Here is a 21,748-nt window from a genome sequence, read left to right as displayed (position 1 = left end):
CACTTGCGGGGCTTTTTAGCTAATTTAGAAAAGGGCTAATTACTTACCAGCTTCTTTTTCTGCTTTAACTTTTGCAATCACTTCGTCAGCAACGTTAGTTGGACATGGTGCGTATTGTGCGAATTCCATAGAGAATTGGCCACGACCAGAAGTGATAGTACGTAGGTGACCGATGTAGCCGAACATCTCAGAAAGAGGTACGTCAGCTTTAATACGAACACCAGTAACGCCAGCTTGTTGATCTTTGATCATGCCACGACGACGGTTAAGGTCACCGATAACATCACCAACGTGATCGTCTGGAGTAAACACGTCAACGTTCATGATAGGCTCAAGAAGTTGCGCGCCAGCTTTAGGCATAGATTGACGGAATGCACCTTTCGCTGCGATTTCAAATGCGATTGCAGATGAATCGACTGCGTGGAAACCACCATCGAAAAGTTCAACTTCAACGTCTAGCGTAGGGAAGCCAGCTAGTACGCCGTTATCCATCATGCCAGCAAAGCCTTTCTCAACTGCAGGCCAGAACTCTTTAGGAACGTTACCGCCCACAACTACAGAGTTGAACTTGAAGCCTGAACCAGGTTCACCTGGTTTGATACGGTAATCGATCTTACCGAATTGACCAGAACCACCAGATTGCTTCTTGTGCGTGTAGCTATCTTCAATTGCTTGAGTGATAGTTTCACGGTAAGCAACTTGAGGAGCACCTACAGTTAGGTCAACGCCGTATGTACGCTTAAGGATATCTACCTTGATGTCTAGGTGAAGCTCACCCATACCTTTCAGGATAGTTTCGCCAGTCTCTTCGTCAGTTTCAACTTGGAAAGATGGATCTTCTGCAACCATTTTACCGATCGCGATACCCATTTTCTCAGAACCGCCTTTATCTTTTGGAGATACAGCGATAGAGATTACTGGAGTTGGGAAGACCATTGGCTCAAGCGTAACTTGATCTTTAGGATCACATAGAGTGTGACCAGTTTGAACGTTCTTCATACCAACAATCGCAATGATGTCACCAGCTTGTGCGCTAGTTAGTTCGTTACGGTCATCTGCTTGCATCTCAACCATACGGCCAACACGCTCAGTCTTACCAGTAAATGAGTTAAGGATCGTGTCACCTTTGTTCAATTTACCAGAGTAAATACGAACGAAAGTTAGAGCACCGAAACGGTCATCCATGATTTTGAATGCAAGAGCTTTGAATGTTTCGTCAGTAGAAACGATAGCGTGTTCGCCAGTTTCTTCGCCGTTTTCATCCATTAGAGGTTGAGGATCAACTTCAGTTGGTGCTGGTAGGTAATCTACTACAGCATCAAGGATAAGTTGCATACCTTTGTTCTTGAACGCAGAACCACAGAACGTTGGGAAGAATGCGATATCACGAGTACCTTTACGGATACAACGCTTGATATCTTCAACAGAAGGCTCTTCACCTTCCATGTAAGCTTCCATTAGGTCGTCGTCTTGCTCTACAGCAGTTTCGATTAGCTCTTCACGGTATTGCTCAACGTCATCAACCATGTCCGCAGGAACATCAGTGATTTCGTAGTTTTCAGGAAGACCAGTGTCATCCCAAACGTATGCTTTACGGCTTAGTAGGTCTACAACACCAACGAACTCGTCTTCACGGCCGATTGGTAGAACCATAATTAGAGGAGTAGCACCTAGAACGTTTTTAACTTGGTCAACAACGTTGTAGAAATCTGCACCCATACGGTCTAGTTTGTTAACGAAGATCAGACGAGATACTTCTGATTCGTTAGCGTAGCGCCAGTTAGTTTCTGATTGAGGTTCAACACCACCAGAACCACAGAATACACCGATACCGCCATCAAGAACTTTAAGAGAACGGTATACTTCAACTGTGAAGTCAACGTGTCCAGGAGTATCGATAACGTTTAGACGGTGATCGTTCCAAAAACAGCTTACAGCTGCTGATTGGATAGTAATACCGCGCTCAGCTTCCTGTTCCATGAAGTCAGTCGTTGATTCGCCATCATGTACTTCACCAGTCTTGTGGATTTGACCAGTTAGCTTAAGGATACGCTCAGTGGTAGTTGTTTTACCCGCATCAACGTGCGCGAAAATACCAATGTTTCTGTATTTCGATAAATCTGCCATTGTCTTACTCTGTTAATAGGATATAAAATGCGCGCAGAGTATATCACAATCTGTGAAGACTGATAGCTTTGCATGCATTTGGGACTAAAAAACTTTGCCTTTTTCTAACATGTAGAAAAAGGCAATCTGTAGAAACAATCTAAGTGATTGTTAAGTTTAGTGCTAACTTAAAGCGCAATTAGCGCTCAAGTTAAACTGATTTTCTGCTGTATAGAGTAGCTGAAGTGGGCTCAATTACAACTCATCAAAAGCATTAATTGCTTCTGATAATTTTTTCACACCGTGGATCTGCATTCCTGGAATGCCACCTTTCGGCATGTTCGCTGCCGGTACAATCGCTTTCTTGAAACCGTGTTTAAAGGCTTCATTAAGACGTTCTTGCCCACTTGGTACCGGTCGAATCTCACCCGCTAAGCCTACCTCGCCAAATACCACCACATCTTTTGGCAATGCGCGGTCTCTGAAACTCGAAAGTAATGCCATCACTAAAGCAAGATCAGCACTGGTTTCGGTTACTTTAACACCACCGACGACATTCACAAACACATCTTGGTCAGCCATTTGTAAGCCCCCGTGTTTATGCAGCACCGCTAATAACAACGAAAGTCTGTTTTGTTCTAAACCAACTGCAACACGGCGCGGATTTGCCAGCTGGGAATAATCCACCAGTGCCTGGATTTCAACAAGAAGTGGACGTGTCCCTTCCCATACCACCATAACAGAACTACCTGACGTTTCTTCTTCGCCTCGAGATAGGAAAATAGCCGATGGATTACTGACTTCTTTAAGGCCTTGGCCTGTCATTGCAAACACACCCAACTCATTGACCGCACCAAAACGGTTTTTGTGACTACGCAGAGTTCTGAATCGACTATCTGTTCCGCCATCGAGCAGTACAGAACAATCGATAATGTGTTCAAGCACTTTTGGTCCCGCCAACGTACCATCTTTAGTGACGTGCCCAACTAAGAACACAGCAACGTTATTCTGCTTCGCGTATCGCGTTAACGCCGTTGCCGACTCACGAACCTGGGCAACACTGCCCGGTGAAGATTGAACATCAGCTACATGCATAACTTGGATTGAGTCGATGACCATGATCTTTGGCTGTTCTTTTTCAGCAACCTGGCAGATCTTATCAACGTTGGTCTCAGAGAGCATCTTTAGGTGCTCTTTTGGCAACCCAAGTCTAGAAGCGCGCATTGCAACCTGCTGTAGGGATTCTTCGCCGGTTACATAAAGTGTCGGTAATTGAGAAGAGAGCTGACACATGGTCTGCAATAACAGCGTTGATTTACCTGCCCCAGGGTTACCACCAATCAGGATCGCAGCGCCAGGAACAACACCACCACCGAGTACGCGATCGAGTTCTTTGAAACCACTGCTAAAACGTGGCACTTCTTGTAGATTAATTTCAGATAATGTCTGAACGCTCGATTCTGTTACAGAACCAGCATAACCAGATAATCTTTCATTGCGCGCTACCTGAGGTGAAGCGGCTAACCTAACTTCTGTAATCGTGTTCCAAGCACCACATGCGTTGCACTGCCCTTGCCAACGTGGAAAGTCAGCGCCACAGTCATTACACACATAAGCTCGTTTTGCCTTAGCCATAAAACCTCAATAATTTGCTTGGTAACTGGTAAATGTTACTATTTTGTGACCTTGTTGACCGTACGCATTAAAATAAACGTTGCAGTCATACCACTTATACTTAAAGATCGATTGAAACTAGCCGATAACATCAATGCACCGTCCATTCTAACAAGAAAAATATGCAGCAATCTGAAATTCTATCTGTAGCAGAACGACTTATCCCGGCTTACCACGCCGAAGATTTCGAATTCCTTCTTTCACAAATGACAGAAGGCGAGTCGCCGTCTCTAAAGCTACTCGTTAAAATGGAACTGAATCGTATCATGGCTCCGTGTACAAAGAGCATTGATTTACGCGGGCGTATTGATAATGAATGTCGCCAGTTCACGCTAGACGGCCGTAAACACTGGCTTGATGACATCGCTTTGAATGCTTACCAACGCGGCACTAAAAAGTTTAAAGGTTACACAGAGGGCACGTGGGAGTTGGTAATGACACCACGAACTCAGCCACTTCGCAGTGTTGTTAATATCTCCTCTCAAAATAAACATGACATCACCAATGCGAATAGTCCATATGAAGCAGAAGCGATTAACTTGGGCTACGATTTAAAACGTCAAGAAAACAGACTCAAGATCAGTTCACAGGTTGAAGTGACAACATCTAAAGGTCAAAGCCTACATGGTGTGACAGTTGATATATCTCCGTCAGGCGCAAAATTCAAAGTACCAAGCACCTTTCGATACAATCTTGGTGAAATCATTAGTGTTAAATTCACAGAGTTGGTTGAGAAATCTCTAGAGATCGATGTTAACAAAGCCATTGAATTCCGTGTTTTGGGCATTGATGAATCTTATGAAAACAATGCTGTCAAATTTTTAAGAACCATCAAAGTAAGCGACAACAATATTTTAGCTCGCTTACTCGATGAATCTTTAAATAGTTCAAGTAAAAAAACCAGCCATGAGAACCAAGATAGGGTTATTCGAACTCGTACCCGAGGTATCGAACACACCTACTTAAAACACACCTGTAACCTTCCCCTATTTTTCAGTGGTAGCGAACTAAAACTGGCTCTGCTCACGGATAACAACCATCCATTGTGGCAATACTGGCACGACGAACGAAACCAGCAAGCTTTGGGTACCTTATTCAACGAACAAAGAATGAACTTGCTGGCCAAGCCAGGAGTAAAGGGAACCAGTAACGTTATCTACTCTTTTACTCACGAGCATCAAAATAAGACTTTATTCTACTCGATGATGCTACCGGAGGCCTCTCGCGAACAACGACAACTGTTCTGGCACATCGGTGGTAAGCGTAAAAGCTGGAAAGCGTTCAAGTTCTCTGTCTTTGAGCTATCAGAGACTGAGCGACAATCTTTAGCTAAGCACTCGGATACGCTCGCTCAAAGCTCAGAGCAACTGACGCATTGCGGTATATTGCAAGAGATCGGCGATCACGAAAGCGCTGCGGATTACCTACTGAGTGAAAAACCTCGCATTCCAAGCAGTGAACTGAACCGTTTCCGTCACCCACGTACCGTTGTTGGAAATATTCAAAGTATCTACTTTGACTCTCAAACTCGTCGTAAAGAACCGAGATACAAATTTAAATCTCCTTTGCAACTGGCCTCACAAGATGGCACAACAGCGAATGGACACACTTTGGATATCTCGAAACGTGGACTCAGTATTACTCTTGAGCATCCAATGGTACTCAAGACTAGTGACTCTGTATTAGTGAACTTTAATGAGCTTCAACTCTATGACAAAAATTTGCCATTAAGCACAGTTCCATACCACGTTATTCGAGTAAGTCCTAACGGTCGCAACGTACAATTAGTGATCGAAGAAAACGCGAAGACTATGCGAACCATCGCATTCCTTAACGGGCTTATCGATCAAAACCAAAGCAAGCTGATTAAGAAAAAAGAGATACTACCAACGCATTCGTTGCTTGAATCACTGCACAACATTTTGCTGAGCAAGATGGTGAGCAGTCCAATATTCATTGATAAACCAAGCTCAACACTGCGCTGTAAGATCATTGGTGTGAATTTCCCATTGAATAAGCATCTAGCCTTGCTCGCAAAGCTTGGACACAATCAAAAGTTCTCACTCGAACCTATTTTCAAAGGGCACTCTAACTCGCTACTGGCTGAGCCACTAAAAAGGATTGAAGGGGCAGAACCTAAACACCATGACGTCTACATTGCTGCGGTTAAGTTTGGTGACAAGATCCAATCCGTACATACGAAACTGGTCAAAGATTTCACGTCTGCAAAAGAGCGAATCTTATTCATTAAGAAGGCACAGCACTTAGGTGACGTATACGTATTGCGAGTCACGACAGCTCCCATCTTTAATCCACTCACCAGTTTATTCCAATCGGATTTAGAAGAACTTGCACGAATCAGCATGCACCAGGCGAAGAAATTAGAAAATGAGGTCACCGCTTTTATCGGTTATGGTGAGATAGAAGATATTACCGATGAAGTATTGATCCGATTAGAGTTAACACGTTAAACACTGACGTTACACTTAATTTAAAAATCAAAAAGCAGGCGGAAAGCCTGCTTTTTTTGTATCTACTCTGCTATTGCCAAAAACGACCAATAGCGCTGAGAAAGCCCTAAGGTTTGGCTTGCCAGCTAATCTTTTGCTGCTTAGCTAATACACCCGACAAGATACAAAGCACACCACCTAAACCTGCGTAACGCACTGCGGTTTGAGCTTGCTGCTCTACCTTGGGTTTTGCATGGTAAGCTATCCCTAAGCCCGCAGAGCCCATCATCACCAAGTCGTTAGCACCATCACCCACAGCAACCGTGTTATGCAGTTCAAGTTCATACTCTTCCGCTAGCTCAACTAAGATATCCGCTTTAGTCTGCGCCGAAACAACATCACCTAAAACTTCACCCGTCAACTTACCATTAACGATTTCGAGGGTGTTTGACTGAGCGTGGTGAAGATCAAGTGTATCTTTTAGGTAATCTGAGAAGTAAGTAAAGCCACCGGATGCGATAGCAGTTTTCCAGCCAAGTTTATTGAGCGTATTAACAAGTTCAACAAGGTCTGGCATGAATGGCAGAGATTGACGCACTTGCTCAAGAATCGCTTCATCAGCACCTTTAAGTGCTCCAACCCTCTGGCGAAGGCTCTGTTCAAAATCGAGCTCACCTTGCATTGCGCGCTCTGTAATTTCAGAGACTAACTCCCCCACTCCAGCTAACTTAGCGATCTCATCAATACATTCAATTTGAATCGCTGTGGAGTCCATATCCATCACAATCAAACCTGGCTTAGATAAGTCTGGGACCTCGCTAAGGCAAGCATAATCAAGCTTTAGAGCCTGTAGGATTTCTTCATGTAGCGGCGTTAAATTTCCAGACATCAATGCCACTTCGTATTTACCCACTTTCCAAGTATCTAGAATAGTGTTGTAAGTGCCAGTAAAGAAATCGATGTCATCGAAAGATTGTGGTGATAAGTACTCGCCAAATACGATCCAATTGGCTTTAGCTTTAGCGAGTTGAGAAGCGAAACGAGTCTCGGGAAGTCGAGTTAATAATGTCGTATGCCTTTTAATCGGCAGATATTTCTGAGCGTCCATGTGTATGATTCCTAATTAACTATGCTAAACGTTAACCTATTGCAATTTGAAAACGCAAGTCTCAATATGTCTTAATCATAACATTTGTTATTTCAGGCTTCGTTAAACATGAATGAATCATTGTTCTCAATACGTAACGCTTTACGAATGTTAGCCCTCATTTTGTTGGCTACCATGTTCGTCGTGACGATTAAAAATACGGTCGTGATCAGTAAAGGCAACGAGAAAATCCAAGCAAAACAACTAGAGACACTAACCAAGGTTCTTATCTCTCAGGCATCACTTTCTGCTAGTAAGATGATCACGCAACAAGACCAAGAACGACTGCTTGAACTCACTAATCAGCTGTCTCAAGATCGACTGGTATTCGATACCACCATCTACGATGCAGAGGGTATTCGACTGGCATCGAGCGAAAAAGCACTCTCGGTACGCGAAGTTCTTGGCTTAGACACGCCACTTTCAACAGCAAGTATCGGCAGGCAGCAGTTAGTCGAACCTATCTACTCACCAGAAAAAACGATCATCGGTTTTATTCGTGTGACGTTTGAAACGGGGAAAATGACGGCGATTTCTGATCACCACTATCGAAAAAGCGATCGTTATATGATCGGTATGGTCTTAATGGGCTTCGTCAGTGGTGTGCTGTTCATTATGCTGATTCGCAGAAGACAAACGAAATCTGGCGAGAACTTACTGCTTAAGAATGTAAGCTCTTAACGGCTTAAAGGGATCCAATAAAAAGCCCCGACGCTCAGGCAGCGACGGGGCTTTTTGTTATCTAGTGTCTAAACAAATCATTGAGAATAACGACTAACGCTACATTGGCCCTTAAGCCACCAAAGATTTACTCTTGATCACCAAGAAGCACAGAATCCAGTGCAATTATCATCATGTCGTTGAAAGTTGTTTGACGTTCGTCTGATGTCGTTTGCTCACCCGTTTTGATGTGATCAGAAACAGTACAAATAGTCAGAGCTTTTGCGCCGTATTCAGCACATACGCCATAGATACCCGCCGCTTCCATCTCTACGCCGACGATGCCGTACTTGTCCATAACTTCGAACATTTCAGGGTCTGGCGTATAGAACAGCTCAGCCGAGAATAGGTTGCCCACTTTTACGTCGACACCGCGAGCTTTGGCTGCATCTTCTGCCGCGCGCACCATTTTGTAATCTGCGATAGCCGCGAAGTCATGACCTTTAAAGCGAATACGGTTCACTTTTGAGTCGGTACACGCGCCCATGCCAATCACCACATCACGCACTTTGATATCTTCACTCACTGCACCACAACTGCCGACACGAATGATCTTTTTCACACCAAAGTCTTTGATCAGCTCAGTCGCGTAAATAGAACAAGATGGAATGCCCATACCGTGCCCCATGACTGACACCTTACGACCTTTGTAAGTACCGGTGTAACCAAACATATTACGAACATCACACACCTGAACCACTTCTTCTAAGAAGGTTTCAGCAATGTATTTAGCGCGTAGCGGATCGCCTGGCATTAGAACTACGTCAGCGAAATCACCCATTTCAGCATTAATATGTGGAGTAGCCATTGAAAATATCCTTAATCTCAAAACAAAAAAGAAGAGAGAGGTTTCCCTCTCTCTAGCTAACTATTATAAAAAGCTTGTACCGTATCCCATTGGCGATGTGCCAAAGTATGACGCTAAGCTTTGACCGATATCAGCGAAAGTATCACGACGGCCTAGAGAGCCTGCTGGAACCTTGTTACCGTAAACGATCACTGGGATATGTTCACGAGTATGGTCTGAACCCGGCCACGTTGGGTCACAACCGTGGTCTGCCGTTAGGATAAGTACGTCATCTTCTTTCATTATATCGATGATTTCATTGATGCGACCATCGAAGTACTCAAGTGCCGCTGCGTAACCTGCAACATCACGACGGTGGCCGTATGCTGAGTCGAAATCAACGAAGTTAGTGAACACGATAGTGTTGTCGCCCGCTTCAGTGATCGCTTCTTTGGTTGCTTCAAATAGCGCTGGAATACCTGTTGCTTTAGTTTTCTGAGTGATACCACAACCTGCGTAGATATCAGAGATCTTACCGATTGAGTGAACGTTGCCGCCCTTCTCATCAACAAGTTTCTGAAGGATAGTTGCCGCTGGCGGCTCCACAGAAAGATCGCGACGGTTACCAGTACGTTCAAATTGACCTTTACCCGCACCAATAAACGGACGAGCGATAACACGACCAATGTTGTAGTCAGCTAGCTCTTCACGAGCGATCTGACAAAGGTCTAATAGGTTTTGTAGGCCGAATGTCTCTTCATGACAAGCGATCTGGAAGACAGAGTCTGCAGAAGTGTAGAAGATTGGCAAGCCAGTCTTCATGTGCTCTTCACCTAGGTTATCTAGGATTTCCGTACCCGATGAGTGGCAGTTTCCTAAGAATCCAGACAAACCAGCACGCTCAAGAATTCGGTCAGTCAGTTCCTTTGGAAAGCTGTTCTCTTTGTCGGTGAAGTAGCCCCAGTCAAACAATACCGGTACACCTGCGATTTCCCAGTGACCTGATGGCGTATCTTTACCAGAAGACAGCTCAGCAGCGTGACCGTACGCGCCAATGATCTCTGCGTCTGCATCCATACCAGGAGCAAAGCGACCTGTAGACTCTTTGTGAGCCATCGCTAAACCTAGCTTAGACAGGTTTGGCAGCGTTAGTGGACCTTTACGATCCGCGTTGTCTGCAAGGCCTTGATCACAATGGTCAGCAATGTGACCCATTGTATCCGAACCTACATCGCCAAATGTATCTGCATCCGCTGTTTCACCGATACCGAATGAATCTAAAACTAAAATAAATGCTCTTTTCATTTTCTTCACCAACTTATTGCTCTTTGCACCAGAACTCTGTTTATCGGTATACGCGATGTATACCGATACCTGTTATTTACACGTCTTCAGAACGAATCTGACGGTAAACGTCTGGCGTTGCTGTATATTCTCCGCCCACAGTGATTGCATGTTGTAATGCCGTCGCAGCTTCTTGCCACTGTTGTTCATTGCGAGCATGAATCATTGCTAATGGTTTATCGTCGCTTGCTACTTCGCCAAGGCGAATGAAGCTATCAAAACCGACTGCGTAATCAATGCTGTCTGTTGCTACGCGGCGACCACCGCCCATACCAACGACAGCCATACCAATTGCACGCGTATCCATCGCTGATACTACACCGCTTTCGAGTGCGTACACTGGTTTAACAATTTCTGCTTTTTCTAGGTAGTTATCGTAGTTCGTTACGAAATCTGCAGGACCACCAAGGCCCGCTACCATCTTACCGAAGCATTCTGCTGCTTTACCGTTATCCAGTACTGCCATCAGTTTTTCACGCGCTTCATCGGAATCTTTAGCTAGATTACCCAGCACCAACATTTCCGCACACGACGCTAGTGTGATTTCCAACAAACGTGGATTACGGTATTCGCCAGTTAGGAATTGAACCGCTTCACGTACTTCGACTGCGTTACCCGCTGAAGAAGCCAGAACTTGGTTCATATCCGTTAGGATTGCTGTTGTTTTAGTGCCAGCACCGTTTGCTACTGCAACGATAGATTTCGCTAGTTCTTCAGAGGCTTCATACGTAGGCATAAATGCGCCTGAACCTACTTTTACGTCCATCACTAAAGAATCAAGGCCGGCTGCCAGTTTCTTCGAGAGGATTGAAGCTGTGATTAGCGAGATGTTATCTACTGTTGCCGTGATATCACGAGTCGCATAAACGCGCTTATCAGCCGGTGCTAGGTCGCCCGTTTGGCCGATGATCGCCACACCAGCATCTTTGGTTACTGCACCAAATACATCGTTGGTTGGCGTAATATTATAACCAGGGATAGATTCTAATTTATCTAGTGTACCGCCAGTGTGGCCTAAACCACGACCAGAGATCATAGGAACGAAACCGCCACATGCTGCCACCATAGGGCCAAGCATCAGGGAAGTTACGTCACCAACACCACCAGTAGAGTGTTTATCAACGATTGGGCCATCAAAGTTCATGTGACTCCAATCAATCACCATGCCTGAATCACGCATTGCACATGTTAGTGCGATGCGTTCTGGCATCGTCATTTCATTAAAAAAGATAGCCATTGCGAATGCAGCAATCTGGCCTTCAGAAACCGTGTTTTTAGCGACACCTTGGATGAAGAAGTTAATTTCTTCTGTGGTTAGTACTTCGTTATCACGTTTTCTGCGAATAATTTCTTGAGGTAGATACATTAGTGCCTCCCAAACTCTAGTGAGTATGGTGTGTAGGGAAAGAGGTAATATGGAGTGACTTAACGCCACTCCATCAAACAGACTAAATCTTGTTACACCCGATTGGGATATTAGTATGCTGCTGGATCAGCAGTTTGGTCTGTCACTTCTAATGTATTAAGAAGGTTAGTTAGTAGGCTTGAAGCACCAAAACGGTAGTGCATGTTGTCTGCCCACTCAGCGCCTAGTAGCTCATCAGCCATTGCTAGGTATAGTGCTGCATCTTCAGCAGTACGAACGCCACCAGCAGGTTTGAAACCAACTGTTTTAGCAACGCCCATGTCACGAATAACTTCAAGCATCATGCGCGCGTACTCTGGAGTCGCGTTTACTGGCACTTTACCTGTTGAAGTTTTGATGAAGTCTGCACCAGCTTCGATACAGATTTGAGAAGCTTTCTTGATCAGTGCTTCTTCTTTCAGTTCACCTGTTTCGATGATCACTTTAAGCGTGATGTCACCACAAGCAGCTTTACATTGCTTAACTAGCTCAAAGCCAACTTCTTCGTTGCCAGCAATAAGAGCACGGTATGGGAATACTACGTCAACTTCATCTGCGCCGTACGCTACTGCTGCTTTTGTTTCTGCAACAGCAATTTCGATGTCGTCATTACCATGAGGGAAGTTAGTTACAGTCGCAATGCGTACTTCTGGAGTACCTTGCTCACGCAACGCTTTCTTAGCTGCTGGGATAAAGCGAGGGTAAATACAGATTGCAGCTGTGTTGCCTACTGCAGTCTTCGCGTCATGACAAAGCGCCACTACTTTCTCAGTAGTATCGTCGTCATTTAGCGTAGTTAGGTCCATAAGTTTAAGTGCACGTAGAGCTGCTGCTTTTAAATCGCTCATTTCTATCTCCGATCAATATATTCAAATAGTTAACTACTTCGCCCTCCATCCAGTATAGATGGATATTTTAGTAATGCTCAGTAGCCACAAATGAACGGACTTGGTTCCCTGAAGACTTGATAACTTTCGCTATCAATTGCAATCCTTGTCACCGCACAGTACCAGTTTGGTCTATGGCACAACAAATCAGTCATGTTGTGTCTAACATCTATAGCGTATCGCTAAGTTTGGCTTTATCCCAGAAAAATAACGTCGAGTTGATTTCGAGGTTACGTTCTTGCCAACAGAGACATCCTATCCCTTTAGCTTATACATTATAGGTATCCATCAATAAATTGTAGTGCTCCTTAGAACGCAAACGGTTTGTATCTCAAAAAAACATTCTAGACCCAATATCGAATTCAAACACATGTTCATCTTCATGCTTAAAAATGCAGGGCCTAAAAACAAAAAAGCCCCGCAGCAATTTCTTGCTACGGGGCGATATTATTATGGCGTCTATATATCGATTTCTAACGAATTAGAAAGACAGGAAGAAGCCAGCAATTGTTGCTGCCATCAGGTTAGATAGAGTACCAGCAATAACCGCTTTAACACCCATACGAGCGATGTCGTGGCGACGGCTTGGTGCAATACCACCTAGACCACCTAGAAGAATCGCAATTGAAGAAAGGTTTGCGAAACCACATAGAGCGAATGAGATAATTGCTTGAGTCTTAACAGACATCACTTGACCAGTCGCTTCAACGATTTGAGCGTTGTCACCGATGTATGGTACGAAGTTTAAGTATGCAACGAATTCGTTAACAACTGTCTTCTGACCAATGAAAGAACCAGCGATAGTCGCTTCTTCCCATGGTACACCAATGATGAATGCTAGTGGTGCGAATATCCAACCTAGAAGAAGTTCTAGAGTTAGGTTTTCCATACCAAACCAACCACCGATGCCACCTAGGATACCGTTGATTAGAGCAATTAGACCGATGAATGCTAGTAGCATTGCACCAACGTTAAGAGCTAGTTGTAGACCAACTGATGCGCCACCAGCTGCTGCGTCGATAACGTTAGCTGGTTTGTCATCGCCACCGTCCATTTCGTCAGCGATGTTATCGTCTGGCGTATCTGTCTCAGGTTTGATGATTTTAGCGAATAGTAGGCCACCAGGTGCTGCCATGAATGACGCGGCAACTAGGTACTCTAGAGGAACGCCCATAGATGCGTAACCTGCTAGTACACCACCAGCTACAGAAGCCAAACCACCACACATTACTGCGAATAGTTCAGAGTTAGTCATTTTAGGAACAAATGGACGAACAACTAGAGGCGCTTCCGTTTGACCAACGAAGATGTTTGCAGCTGCAGACATAGACTCGGCGCGAGAAGTACCTAGAGCTTTCTGAAGACCACCACCTAGAACTTTGATTACAACCTGCATTACACCAATGTAGTAAAGTACAGAGATAAGTGCTGAGAAGAAAATCAGAGTTGGTAGTACTTGGAAAGCAAAGATGAAACCGATACCGTCAACTGAGAAGTTAACTAGGCTGCCGAATAGGAAACCAGTACCGTCTTTACCGTAGTCGATCACGTTTGCTACACCAGCAGAGAAACCTGCAAGTAGATCACGACCCCAAGGGATGTAAAGTACGAATGCACCAAGTGCGAATTGGATAGCGAAAGCGCCACCCACTGTTCTTAGATTAATAGCTTTGCGGTTGTCAGATAGTAGTACTGCGATTGCAATCAGTACGACCATACCGACTAGGCTCATAAACAGGCTCATAGTTTATGACTTCCTTATTAGTTATTTATTGGCGTGTTACAAAATGGGGCTATAAAGCGGAGGCAATTATACTCATGCGACCACTAATAAAGTAATGCCGTCCTCACACTTTCGTACAAGATTCATGTACCATTCATACACAAATGTGAACCAAATCACACGCCCAGTGCAATTTACGCAAACGATAAACAAAAACCTTCGATTTTATTCACATATACCGAATGCACGATGGCTATTCTGCCAAATCTGCGTTGCAACCGATTGCTTTGTCTCTTTTCTAATCAAAAAAAGTTCATTCAATATCGTAACTAAATATTTGGAATGATTAATATTTCCCTGGTTTCCATACGTTGGCATGTCCGGAGCATCGGTTTCCAATACCAAGTATTCTAGGGGCAGTTTAGCGATGGTTGTGCGCGTTTTTTGCGCTCTTGGGTAAGTTATCGTTCCACCGACGCCAATATAGAAACCAAGCTTGATCCACGCCAAAGCCTGCTGTTCACTCCCGGAAAAGCCGTGAATAACACCACCTAAGGTGAATTTGTACTGCTTTATTAGCTCAATAAGGCGGTTGTAAGACTTCCTCTCATGAATGATCAAAGGCAACTCAAATACCTTCGCTAGTTCCATTTGTTGGATGAAAAATCGCTCTTGTTTCTCCCTCTCAACGTCCACAAAAAAGTCGAGTCCACACTCCCCAATAGCAACACATTGGCTCGGTTTTGAGGAGAGTAATTGACGAAGTTCTGAAAACTGAACCTCAACAGCTTGCTCTAAAAAGTAAGGATGAAATCCTAAAGCGTAATAAATATTGGGGTTAGATTTAGCGATTTTATCGAGTTTCGACCAGTTACTTTGGCCAATAGAAGGAATAAGAATCTTCTCAACTTGTGCCTGTTTTGCTTCTTTAAGGTAGCTATCAATGCTTTGCTCGGGTGCAGATCCCTGATCAATTCCAATATTTTGGCAAAAGACGTCAAAATCCGCATGGCAATGAGTATCAAACAGCGGAGATTCACTTAATGGAGGAGTCATCTTCCCTACTCTCTGTCTGTTTTTCTTGGGGATCACGGCGATAAGCCACACAGCTACGCTTATTTTCAGGTGTTAAGCCAAGATCTTTACACCACATGTCGTATCTTCTAATCCAAACTTTTACCCAACCAAACATATTCACCCTCAAACCTCAGCCTTTAACAAAAATAAAACGCATTAAAAAACGCCTACTGCAGAACAATAGACGTTTTTGATTAGCTCGAATAGATCGCGAAGAAATTAGTGCTCGCGCGTTGCTCGGAATTGAACGTCAGGGAAACGTTCAGAAGCTAGGTTCAAGTTCACCATAGTCGGTGCAATGTAAGACAGGTTGTCACCGCCATCTAACGCGAGGTTAGATTGGTTCTTACGTTTGAATTCTTCTAGTTTCTTAGCGTCATCACACTCAACCCAGCGAGCTGTTGCAACGTTAACGCCTTCGTAGATAGCTTCTACGTTATATTCCGCTTTCAAGCGCGCTACAACCACGTCGAACTGAAGTACACCAACCGCACCAACGATCAAATCATTGTTTTGCATAGGACGGAATACTTGTACTGCGCCCTCTTCTGAAAGCTGAACCAGGCCTTTGAGAAGTTGCTTCTGCTTCAGAGGATCACGTAGACGAATACGACGGAACAACTCAGGCGCGAAGTTTGGAATACCTGCAAACTTCAAGCTTTCGCCTTGAGTAAAGGTATCGCCAATCTGGATTGTGCCATGGTTATGCAGACCAATAATGTCACCAGCGTATGCTTTTTCAGCACGCGCACGGTCGCCCGCCATGAAGGTTACCGCATCCGAAATACTTACGTTCTTACCAGTACGAACATGGTTCATCTTCATGCCTTGGTCGTAAGTACCTGATACGATACGCATGAATGCGATACGGTCACGGTGTTTTGGATCCATGTTTGCTTGGATCTTAAACACGAAACCAGAGAATTTCTCTTCTGTCGCTTCTACATCACGCTCATTCGCTTGGCGCGTTTGAGGTGCAGGAGCCCACTTCGTTAGACCATCAAGCATGTGGTCCACACCAAAGTTACCCAATGCAGTACCGAAGTAAACAGGTGTTAGCTCACCAGCAAGGAACAGTTCATGATCAAACTCCGGACAAGCACCAATAACAAGCTCTAGTTCTTCACGTACGCTTTCCGCAAGATCAGCACCTACCGCTTCATCTAGCTCAGGGTTGTCCAAACCTTTAATGATGCGAACTTCTTGAATCTCATGACCGTGGCCAGATTCGTACAAGATCGTTTCGTCACGGTGAATATGGTAAACACCTTTAAACTCTTTACCACAACCGATTGGCCATGAGATTGGAGCACAGGCCATACCTAGCTCGCTTTCCACTTCATCAAGCACTTCCATCGGGTCACGAACATCACGGTCAAGTTTGTTCATAAACGTTACGATTGGAGTATCACGAAGACGTGTTACTTCCATCAGCTTACGAGTACGGTCTTCGACACCTTTAGCAGCATCGATAACCATCAAACAAGAATCAACCGCTGTTAGCGTACGGTACGTATCTTCCGAGAAATCTTCGTGTCCTGGAGTATCGAGTAGGTTTACTAGGCAATCATTGTATGGGAATTGCATTACAGACGTAGTTACCGAGATACCACGTTCTTTTTCCATCTCCATCCAGTCAGATTTAGCGTGCTGGTTAGAGCCACGGCCTTTTACGGTACCCGCTTTTTGAATCGCGTTTCCGAATAAAAGAACTTTTTCAGTAATCGTGGTTTTACCCGCATCCGGGTGAGAGATAATCGCAAACGTTCTACGTTTGCTCACTTCTTGTTGGAAAGACATAGTCGCCCTTTGCTGATCTAAAGCGTAAAAAGGGCAAGTAGATAATACTTGCCCTTGAATTCTGTGTGCGGATTATACAGAAAGCGTATCACTTTCTAAAGGGTCAGTTTACACCCTATTTCTTGGCTAATTTTATGATTAGCTATCTAGTTAGCGAAAAGACGTAACATTACTAGCTAAAAGACATAAAAAGATAGCTCATAATGATGGCATCTTCGTTGCCTTGTTTAGTTGGATAGTAATTACGACGGCGATCAACTTCGTTGAAGCCTGCCTTTTCGTAAAGATTAAACGCGTTCACATTACTTTCGCGAACTTCCAGCCAAGCGCTTTCAGCATCAGCTTGTTCACATATATCAAGGAAATGTTCAGTTAGTGCCTTACCATAACCTTTGCCTTGCTTGCTTGGGTCTACCGCAATATTAAGCAGCGTCACTTCACCAACAATATTTTGAGCGAAGAAATAGCCCACCACTTGTCCATCAACTTCAAGGACATGATGACAAGCGCCTCGGCTCTCAAGATCCCGGATCATAGTTTCAGACCATGGATGGGAGTGTGCGGCCTGTTCTATCTGCCAAATTGCGTCTAGATGTTGTTGTGAAGTCGGTAAAAATTGATTAGTCATAAGCACAGATTTGTTGCCATAAGTCGCGACGATGTTGGTTATTACCATTAATGTCAGACAGTAATGGAGATTGAAGTGTTTTAGCCTTCAGCTCTTGAGTCGACTCGCAACCAGCAAACCACACCCACTCAACCGCCCCGAAATCCACAGAAGATAGGTGCTGAGGCTGAATATGTAATGCTTGAGATAAGTCGAGCTTGATACTTTTGAGTACTCGCTCAAACATCACAGCAAGATCTTCCTGAGGTTTTTCAGGCGAAACCAACAGTAACTTGCAATCGTTCGAGAGCGAAGTTAATTCAGATTCATAGCCCGCCAAACGCTCTGGGTGGCTAAGCTCCCATTGGCTAATGCCCATCTCTTGCAGGTATTGTGCGTGTGTTTGTGACATATCTAGCGGTGTAACCTTAGGTTGATAGTGGGCGACTTATTAGAGCGGAGTTAAAAACGAGCTCATCAGAGTTGGGCTGATACTAACAAAAAATAAAGGAGCATCAAGCTCCTTTATTTAGTCTAAATCAGTTTGCATCATATTACGTGAGAAATGGACTTATAAGTCGTTGAACTCAGGACTGTAAGCAATCTCACCAGCATGTCCTGCAAGCGCACCTTCAACTAACTCGATAGCTTGAAAGGCTCCCTCAGGCACATCCCAAGTGCAGCTCAAACCAAACTCACTCGCCGCCTTAAAACCAAAACGACCGTAGTAAGCAGGATCACCAAGCACAACGCAGGCTGGGTAACCAAAATCAACCAAAGTAGAGAAAGCATCTTCAACTAATGACTTGGCGATACCTTGATTGCGATATTCTTCTTTCACCGCAAGAGGCGCAAGGCCCTGCCAATTATGATCGTGACCATTTAGGGTTATAGGGCTAAACATCAGATGACCAATCACCTCACCCTCGTCTGAACAGGCCACCAACGATAGTGTTAAATGACTATTCTCACGCAGGCTCATAACTAAATTAGCTTCTGCATCTGTTTCAAAAACAGATTTCAATAAACGATCAATGACAAGTATATCTGCCGGTGCTTCAGTTCGAATAAGCATTCATTACCTCACTTTGTGTATCTGGAGATTGTACCCCCTTCTGCACAAAATCAGCTAATTGATTTAACAAAGTTTTCATAGGTGTCGGTAATAAGTCCAAATCGACGCTATCCATCAAGTTTTTGACTTCTAAACCAAGTTCAGTATCACCTTCAATAGATAACCTACGCTGGAAGAAAAGCGTATCTGGGTCTTCTTTACGGCCAGCAATGAGTACAAGATCGTTAAGATTGCCGCTAAAGCTTACATCTTCATCAACATCTTTATCAGCTACAACTAGTTGCTCATTTTTGTAGCTAATACACCAACTTAACCCCATATCTTTTATTGAGACTTTAAGCCACTTGTCTTCTAAGAACTCAAAGTCACCGTCCTCTAAAGCTTCTTTAAAGACATTTTTCAGAGATTCCAATAAGGCTCTTTTTTGTACTGTTTTAGGCAATAACTGGACTGGAGATCGCAAAATTGATGCGGCATTTTGAACTAGTTGAGTGCGAATCTTGTTTATCACGTGACTTATCCGTAACTTTGTCAATAATATGGAATGCATCATAGATGATGTTGAGATCTCAGTTACTGTTATGTATCAAATTAACTTCTGTTTGATACTCGACCTTTAATATCCTGAAAATCACAGTTATAGTAACTCAGGTAATGAGAATTACAGCGGATCGCTGCACTCACAGGTAAATATCGATAGTCACACAAAAATTAATAAATATTTATCGATAGTGAATATTCAAGCTCTTGGAGAATTGGTAGTACTTTGATGCCTCCCCAGCAACTACAACATTGGTTTACCCAGCTAACTGCAAACAGTCCGTTCTTTTTTGCAGTACTTGATGCCCAACACAACTATTTTATGGTGAATGAGCGTTACTGCGATATTGCTGGTTTAAGTCAAACCGAGCTTGCTGGGATGAATGACCGCCAAACATTGGGTGAGCAATTCTACCAACATCTTAAGCCGTATTATGAGCGAGCATTCAATGGCGAGGCGATTGAGGCTGAAGTCACTCTCAACGAAACTGACCTCGATACCAGCTTGCACTTTAGCCTCTCCCCTCTAATTAACGGCAAAAAAACCGACTACATCGTCTTTCATGCCTTCGATACCTCAGAAAACCAGGTACTTGTTCGTTCTTTAGAAGAATCCGAAGCAAAATTTCACAAGCTATCTCAACTGCTACCTGATGGGTTACTTCTTGTCGAAAATGATTACATCCTGTCGTCAAACCCGGCCGCAGCAAGGTTACTTGGATTTAACTCGACCACTGAATTGATTGGCGAAGAATTAGGTCGCCTATTTATCGATGAACAAACCAAAACAGTCTTCAACAATAGCCTTAGTTCTATTATTTCAGAGTCTGGTTTAGTTTGCTTAACGGGTGCCCGATGTGGTTTTGAACGTAAGGTTCAATTACATATCGACTCAACTTCTGTCCTTGGTAGTAATACCCAACTTGTCCTGATCCAAGACGCACAAGAAACCACAAAACAATTTACACCCGCTAACAGTGAAGATGCTTACATTGATGCACTGACTAAACTCTATAACCGAGTAGGGTTTACCAAGCGCCTTGAGCAGTTCATTCACAATGAAACTCCAGTTGTGATGCTCTATTTGGACATAGATAATTTCAAGAATATCAATGATTCACTTGGCCATCACATCGGTGACAAAGTGATTAAAGAGGTCGCTTCACGATTAAAACGTTTATTGCCTCGCCAAGCAGTTATTGGCCACTTGGGCGGTGATGAATTTGGTGTAATTCTGCCAGAGCCCGAACACCCTCGAACACCTGAAACGCTCTCTGAGAAGATCATTTCCCTGATCAATCAACCCTTCGATCTTCACCATTTTAGTAAACGCTTAGCCTGCTCTATTGGTAGTGTGAGCTTCCCTCAAGATGGTACAGACGCACGTATCTTGCTGCAAAACGCCGACACAGCTATGTACGAAGCCAAAGATCGTGGTCGTAACCGCCTGATTAAGTTCAACGAACAAATGAACAAAGAAGCGCGTATGCGGCTGTGGCTTGAGATTGAACTGCAGAAAGCACTTCAGCAAAATGGACTTGAGGTTTGGTATCAACCAAAGGTCAATGCCCGTGACTTCACCATCAACGGCGCTGAAGCACTAGTACGTTGGAAGCATCCTGTAGAAGGTTATATTAGCCCTGCGGCATTCATCCCTGTAGCGGAACGTGCTGGTCTTATCGAGCAACTTGGTCGCGTGGTTATGCGTGAAGTATTTGCGACGGTTAAGCGCTGGAAAATGCAAGGTATCCTACCTGGCCGCGTAGCGATCAACCTTTCACCAGAGCAATTCGGCAACCCAAAACTGATTGATTACGTTGAAAAACTACTACGCTCTACAGAATTAGATCCTAGTGCCATTACCTTTGAGCTCACAGAAAGTGCCGTAATGAGTGACAGTGATCACACACTGCAAATGCTGAATGCGATTAAGAAACTAGGCTTTGCTCTGTCTATCGATGATTTTGGTACCGGTTATTCTTCTCTGTCTTACTTGGCTCGCTTCCCAATTGATGAGCTTAAGATAGACCGCGCCTTCATTTCTGATATCGATACACTACCAAAGCAAATCACAGTAATCGAAAACATCATCAACCTTGGTAAATCTCTCGATTTAACTGTGGTTGCGGAAGGTGTCGAAACCAGTGAACAAGCGACGCTACTGTCGAACCTCAACTGTAGCTCCATTCAGGGATTTCATTTCTACCGTCCTCAGCCAAAACAAGATGTTGAAGAGCTATTTGCTCAGAATCGCCGTCACAAAAACTAGTTAAGTGATTCGACTTAATTCTCCCTCATAAGCTAAAACAGAAAAAACGGTCACCAGTCAGTACCTCAAACGGAGTAAAAGCAGATTTATCCATCTAAACCTGCCTTACATCAATTCCGTCATTCATAATTCTTCAT

Annotated in this window: 18 protein-coding genes; 3 read left to right on the top strand and 15 right to left on the bottom strand. The window is 44.0% G+C overall.

The features are described from left to right. Positions 1-39: 39 nt before the first annotated feature. Together fusA and radA are read right to left on the bottom strand one after the other, a co-directional pair. Positions 40-2,127 carry an elongation factor G gene (fusA, locus tag SJY39_RS04655; protein ID WP_010436214.1) on the bottom strand — a complete coding sequence of 696 codons (2,088 nt, stop codon included), beginning with the start codon at positions 2,125-2,127 and terminating at the stop codon, positions 40-42. Between the two features lie 234 nt (positions 2,128-2,361). After that, a complete protein-coding gene (gene radA / locus SJY39_RS04650; RefSeq protein WP_010436213.1) occupies positions 2,362-3,741 on the bottom strand; it encodes a DNA repair protein RadA in 1,380 nt (459 codons plus the stop codon). A 161-nt stretch (positions 3,742-3,902) separates the two neighbouring features. Here radA and SJY39_RS04645 point away from each other — a divergent pair, with 161 nt between their 5' ends. Beyond that, positions 3,903-6,251, top strand: a complete 2,349-nt coding sequence (locus tag SJY39_RS04645) for a PilZ domain-containing protein (protein WP_010436212.1) — start codon at positions 3,903-3,905, stop codon at positions 6,249-6,251. Positions 6,252-6,357: 106 nt separating this feature from the next. Here SJY39_RS04645 and serB read toward each other — a convergent pair whose 3' ends face one another. Beyond that, positions 6,358-7,338 carry a phosphoserine phosphatase gene (gene serB / locus SJY39_RS04640; RefSeq protein WP_010436210.1) on the bottom strand — a complete coding sequence of 327 codons (981 nt, stop codon included), beginning with the start codon at positions 7,336-7,338 and terminating at the stop codon, positions 6,358-6,360. 108 nt (positions 7,339-7,446) lie between these two features. Between serB and SJY39_RS04635 the strand changes: the two genes are divergently transcribed. Beyond that, positions 7,447-8,058 carry a YtjB family periplasmic protein gene (locus SJY39_RS04635; protein ID WP_010436208.1) on the top strand — a complete coding sequence of 204 codons (612 nt, stop codon included), beginning with the start codon at positions 7,447-7,449 and terminating at the stop codon, positions 8,056-8,058. Positions 8,059-8,185: 127 nt separating this feature from the next. On the opposite strand, the gene deoD is transcribed toward SJY39_RS04635, so the two are convergent. The 12 genes from deoD to SJY39_RS04575 all read right to left on the bottom strand — a co-directional run bounded on the left by deoD (position 8,186) and on the right by SJY39_RS04575 (position 19,313). Beyond that, positions 8,186-8,905, bottom strand: coding sequence for a purine-nucleoside phosphorylase (gene deoD / locus SJY39_RS04630; protein ID WP_010436206.1), 720 nt, complete (start codon positions 8,903-8,905; stop codon positions 8,186-8,188). A 63-nt stretch (positions 8,906-8,968) separates the two neighbouring features. Next, positions 8,969-10,189 (bottom strand): phosphopentomutase, encoded by a 1,221-nt coding sequence (locus SJY39_RS04625; protein ID WP_010436202.1) that lies wholly within the window; start codon positions 10,187-10,189, stop codon positions 8,969-8,971. Positions 10,190-10,265: 76 nt separating this feature from the next. Beyond that, positions 10,266-11,594, bottom strand: coding sequence for a thymidine phosphorylase (gene deoA, locus SJY39_RS04620; RefSeq protein ID WP_016789356.1), 1,329 nt, complete (start codon positions 11,592-11,594; stop codon positions 10,266-10,268). Positions 11,595-11,704: 110 nt separating this feature from the next. Then, the gene (gene deoC, locus SJY39_RS04615) at positions 11,705-12,481 is read right to left on the bottom strand and encodes a deoxyribose-phosphate aldolase (RefSeq protein ID WP_010436196.1); all 777 of its coding nucleotides are present in this window, start codon (positions 12,479-12,481) and stop codon (positions 11,705-11,707) included. A 520-nt stretch (positions 12,482-13,001) separates the two neighbouring features. Then, positions 13,002-14,264, bottom strand: a complete 1,263-nt coding sequence (locus tag SJY39_RS04610; protein ID WP_010436193.1) for a NupC/NupG family nucleoside CNT transporter — start codon at positions 14,262-14,264, stop codon at positions 13,002-13,004. Between the two features lie 204 nt (positions 14,265-14,468). Then, a complete protein-coding gene (locus SJY39_RS04605; protein WP_016793799.1) occupies positions 14,469-15,350 on the bottom strand; it encodes a TatD family hydrolase in 882 nt (293 codons plus the stop codon). Continuing rightward, a complete protein-coding gene (locus SJY39_RS04600; protein WP_228006017.1) occupies positions 15,280-15,435 on the bottom strand; it encodes a DUF5363 domain-containing protein in 156 nt (51 codons plus the stop codon). The genes SJY39_RS04605 and SJY39_RS04600 overlap by 71 nt, the downstream gene beginning before the upstream one ends. Before the next feature lie 104 nt (positions 15,436-15,539). Beyond that, positions 15,540-17,120, bottom strand: coding sequence for a peptide chain release factor 3 (gene prfC / locus SJY39_RS04595; protein WP_010436189.1), 1,581 nt, complete (start codon positions 17,118-17,120; stop codon positions 15,540-15,542). A gap of 172 nt (positions 17,121-17,292) precedes the next feature. Beyond that, positions 17,293-17,748 carry a ribosomal protein S18-alanine N-acetyltransferase gene (gene rimI / locus SJY39_RS04590; RefSeq protein WP_010436187.1) on the bottom strand — a complete coding sequence of 152 codons (456 nt, stop codon included), beginning with the start codon at positions 17,746-17,748 and terminating at the stop codon, positions 17,293-17,295. Then, positions 17,741-18,139: a DNA polymerase III subunit psi gene (locus SJY39_RS04585; protein WP_010436184.1), complete on the bottom strand. Its 399-nt coding sequence runs from the start codon at positions 18,137-18,139 to the stop codon at positions 17,741-17,743. Before SJY39_RS04585 ends, rimI begins: the two co-directional genes overlap by 8 nt. Before the next feature lie 159 nt (positions 18,140-18,298). Then, a complete protein-coding gene (locus SJY39_RS04580; protein WP_010436181.1) occupies positions 18,299-18,802 on the bottom strand; it encodes a GNAT family N-acetyltransferase in 504 nt (167 codons plus the stop codon). Continuing rightward, on the bottom strand, positions 18,786-19,313 hold the full coding sequence (locus SJY39_RS04575) for an SCP2 domain-containing protein (RefSeq protein ID WP_010436179.1): 528 nt from the start codon (positions 19,311-19,313) through the stop codon (positions 18,786-18,788). Before SJY39_RS04575 ends, SJY39_RS04580 begins: the two co-directional genes overlap by 17 nt. Before the next feature lie 258 nt (positions 19,314-19,571). On the opposite strand from SJY39_RS04575, the gene SJY39_RS04570 reads away from it, so the two are divergent. Beyond that, positions 19,572-21,611, top strand: a complete 2,040-nt coding sequence (locus SJY39_RS04570; protein ID WP_010436176.1) for a bifunctional diguanylate cyclase/phosphodiesterase — start codon at positions 19,572-19,574, stop codon at positions 21,609-21,611. Positions 21,612-21,748 lie beyond the last annotated feature (137 nt).

Origin of the sequence: Vibrio sp. R78045, from assembly GCF_042466085.1 — a bacterium.
GTDB classification, from domain to species: Bacteria; Pseudomonadota; Gammaproteobacteria; order Enterobacterales; family Vibrionaceae; genus Vibrio; species Vibrio cyclitrophicus.
Note: the sequence above shows the minus strand (reverse complement) of the source record. Positions and strands in the feature narration are given on the sequence as shown.

Bases quoted from the DNA above. Each gene is read 5' to 3' on its own strand.
- fusA (WP_010436214.1), bottom strand. From the start codon at position 2,127: ATGGCAGATTTATCGAAATACAGAAACATTGGTATTTTCGCGCACGTT.
- radA (WP_010436213.1), bottom strand. From the start codon at position 3,741: ATGGCTAAGGCAAAACGAGCTTATGTGTGTAATGACTGTGGCGCTGAC.
- SJY39_RS04645 (WP_010436212.1), top strand. From the start codon at position 3,903: ATGCAGCAATCTGAAATTCTATCTGTAGCAGAACGACTTATCCCGGCT.
- serB (WP_010436210.1), bottom strand. From the start codon at position 7,338: ATGGACGCTCAGAAATATCTGCCGATTAAAAGGCATACGACATTATTA.
- SJY39_RS04635 (WP_010436208.1), top strand. From the start codon at position 7,447: ATGAATGAATCATTGTTCTCAATACGTAACGCTTTACGAATGTTAGCC.
- deoD (WP_010436206.1), bottom strand. From the start codon at position 8,905: ATGGCTACTCCACATATTAATGCTGAAATGGGTGATTTCGCTGACGTA.
- SJY39_RS04625 (WP_010436202.1), bottom strand. From the start codon at position 10,189: ATGAAAAGAGCATTTATTTTAGTTTTAGATTCATTCGGTATCGGTGAA.
- deoA (WP_016789356.1), bottom strand. From the start codon at position 11,594: ATGTATCTACCTCAAGAAATTATTCGCAGAAAACGTGATAACGAAGTA.
- deoC (WP_010436196.1), bottom strand. From the start codon at position 12,481: ATGAGCGATTTAAAAGCAGCAGCTCTACGTGCACTTAAACTTATGGAC.
- SJY39_RS04610 (WP_010436193.1), bottom strand. From the start codon at position 14,264: ATGAGCCTGTTTATGAGCCTAGTCGGTATGGTCGTACTGATTGCAATC.
- SJY39_RS04600 (WP_228006017.1), bottom strand. From the start codon at position 15,435: ATGTTTGGTTGGGTAAAAGTTTGGATTAGAAGATACGACATGTGGTGT.
- prfC (WP_010436189.1), bottom strand. From the start codon at position 17,120: ATGTCTTTCCAACAAGAAGTGAGCAAACGTAGAACGTTTGCGATTATC.
- rimI (WP_010436187.1), bottom strand. From the start codon at position 17,748: ATGACTAATCAATTTTTACCGACTTCACAACAACATCTAGACGCAATT.
- SJY39_RS04585 (WP_010436184.1), bottom strand. From the start codon at position 18,139: ATGTCACAAACACACGCACAATACCTGCAAGAGATGGGCATTAGCCAA.
- SJY39_RS04580 (WP_010436181.1), bottom strand. From the start codon at position 18,802: ATGCTTATTCGAACTGAAGCACCGGCAGATATACTTGTCATTGATCGT.
- SJY39_RS04570 (WP_010436176.1), top strand. From the start codon at position 19,572: ATGCCTCCCCAGCAACTACAACATTGGTTTACCCAGCTAACTGCAAAC.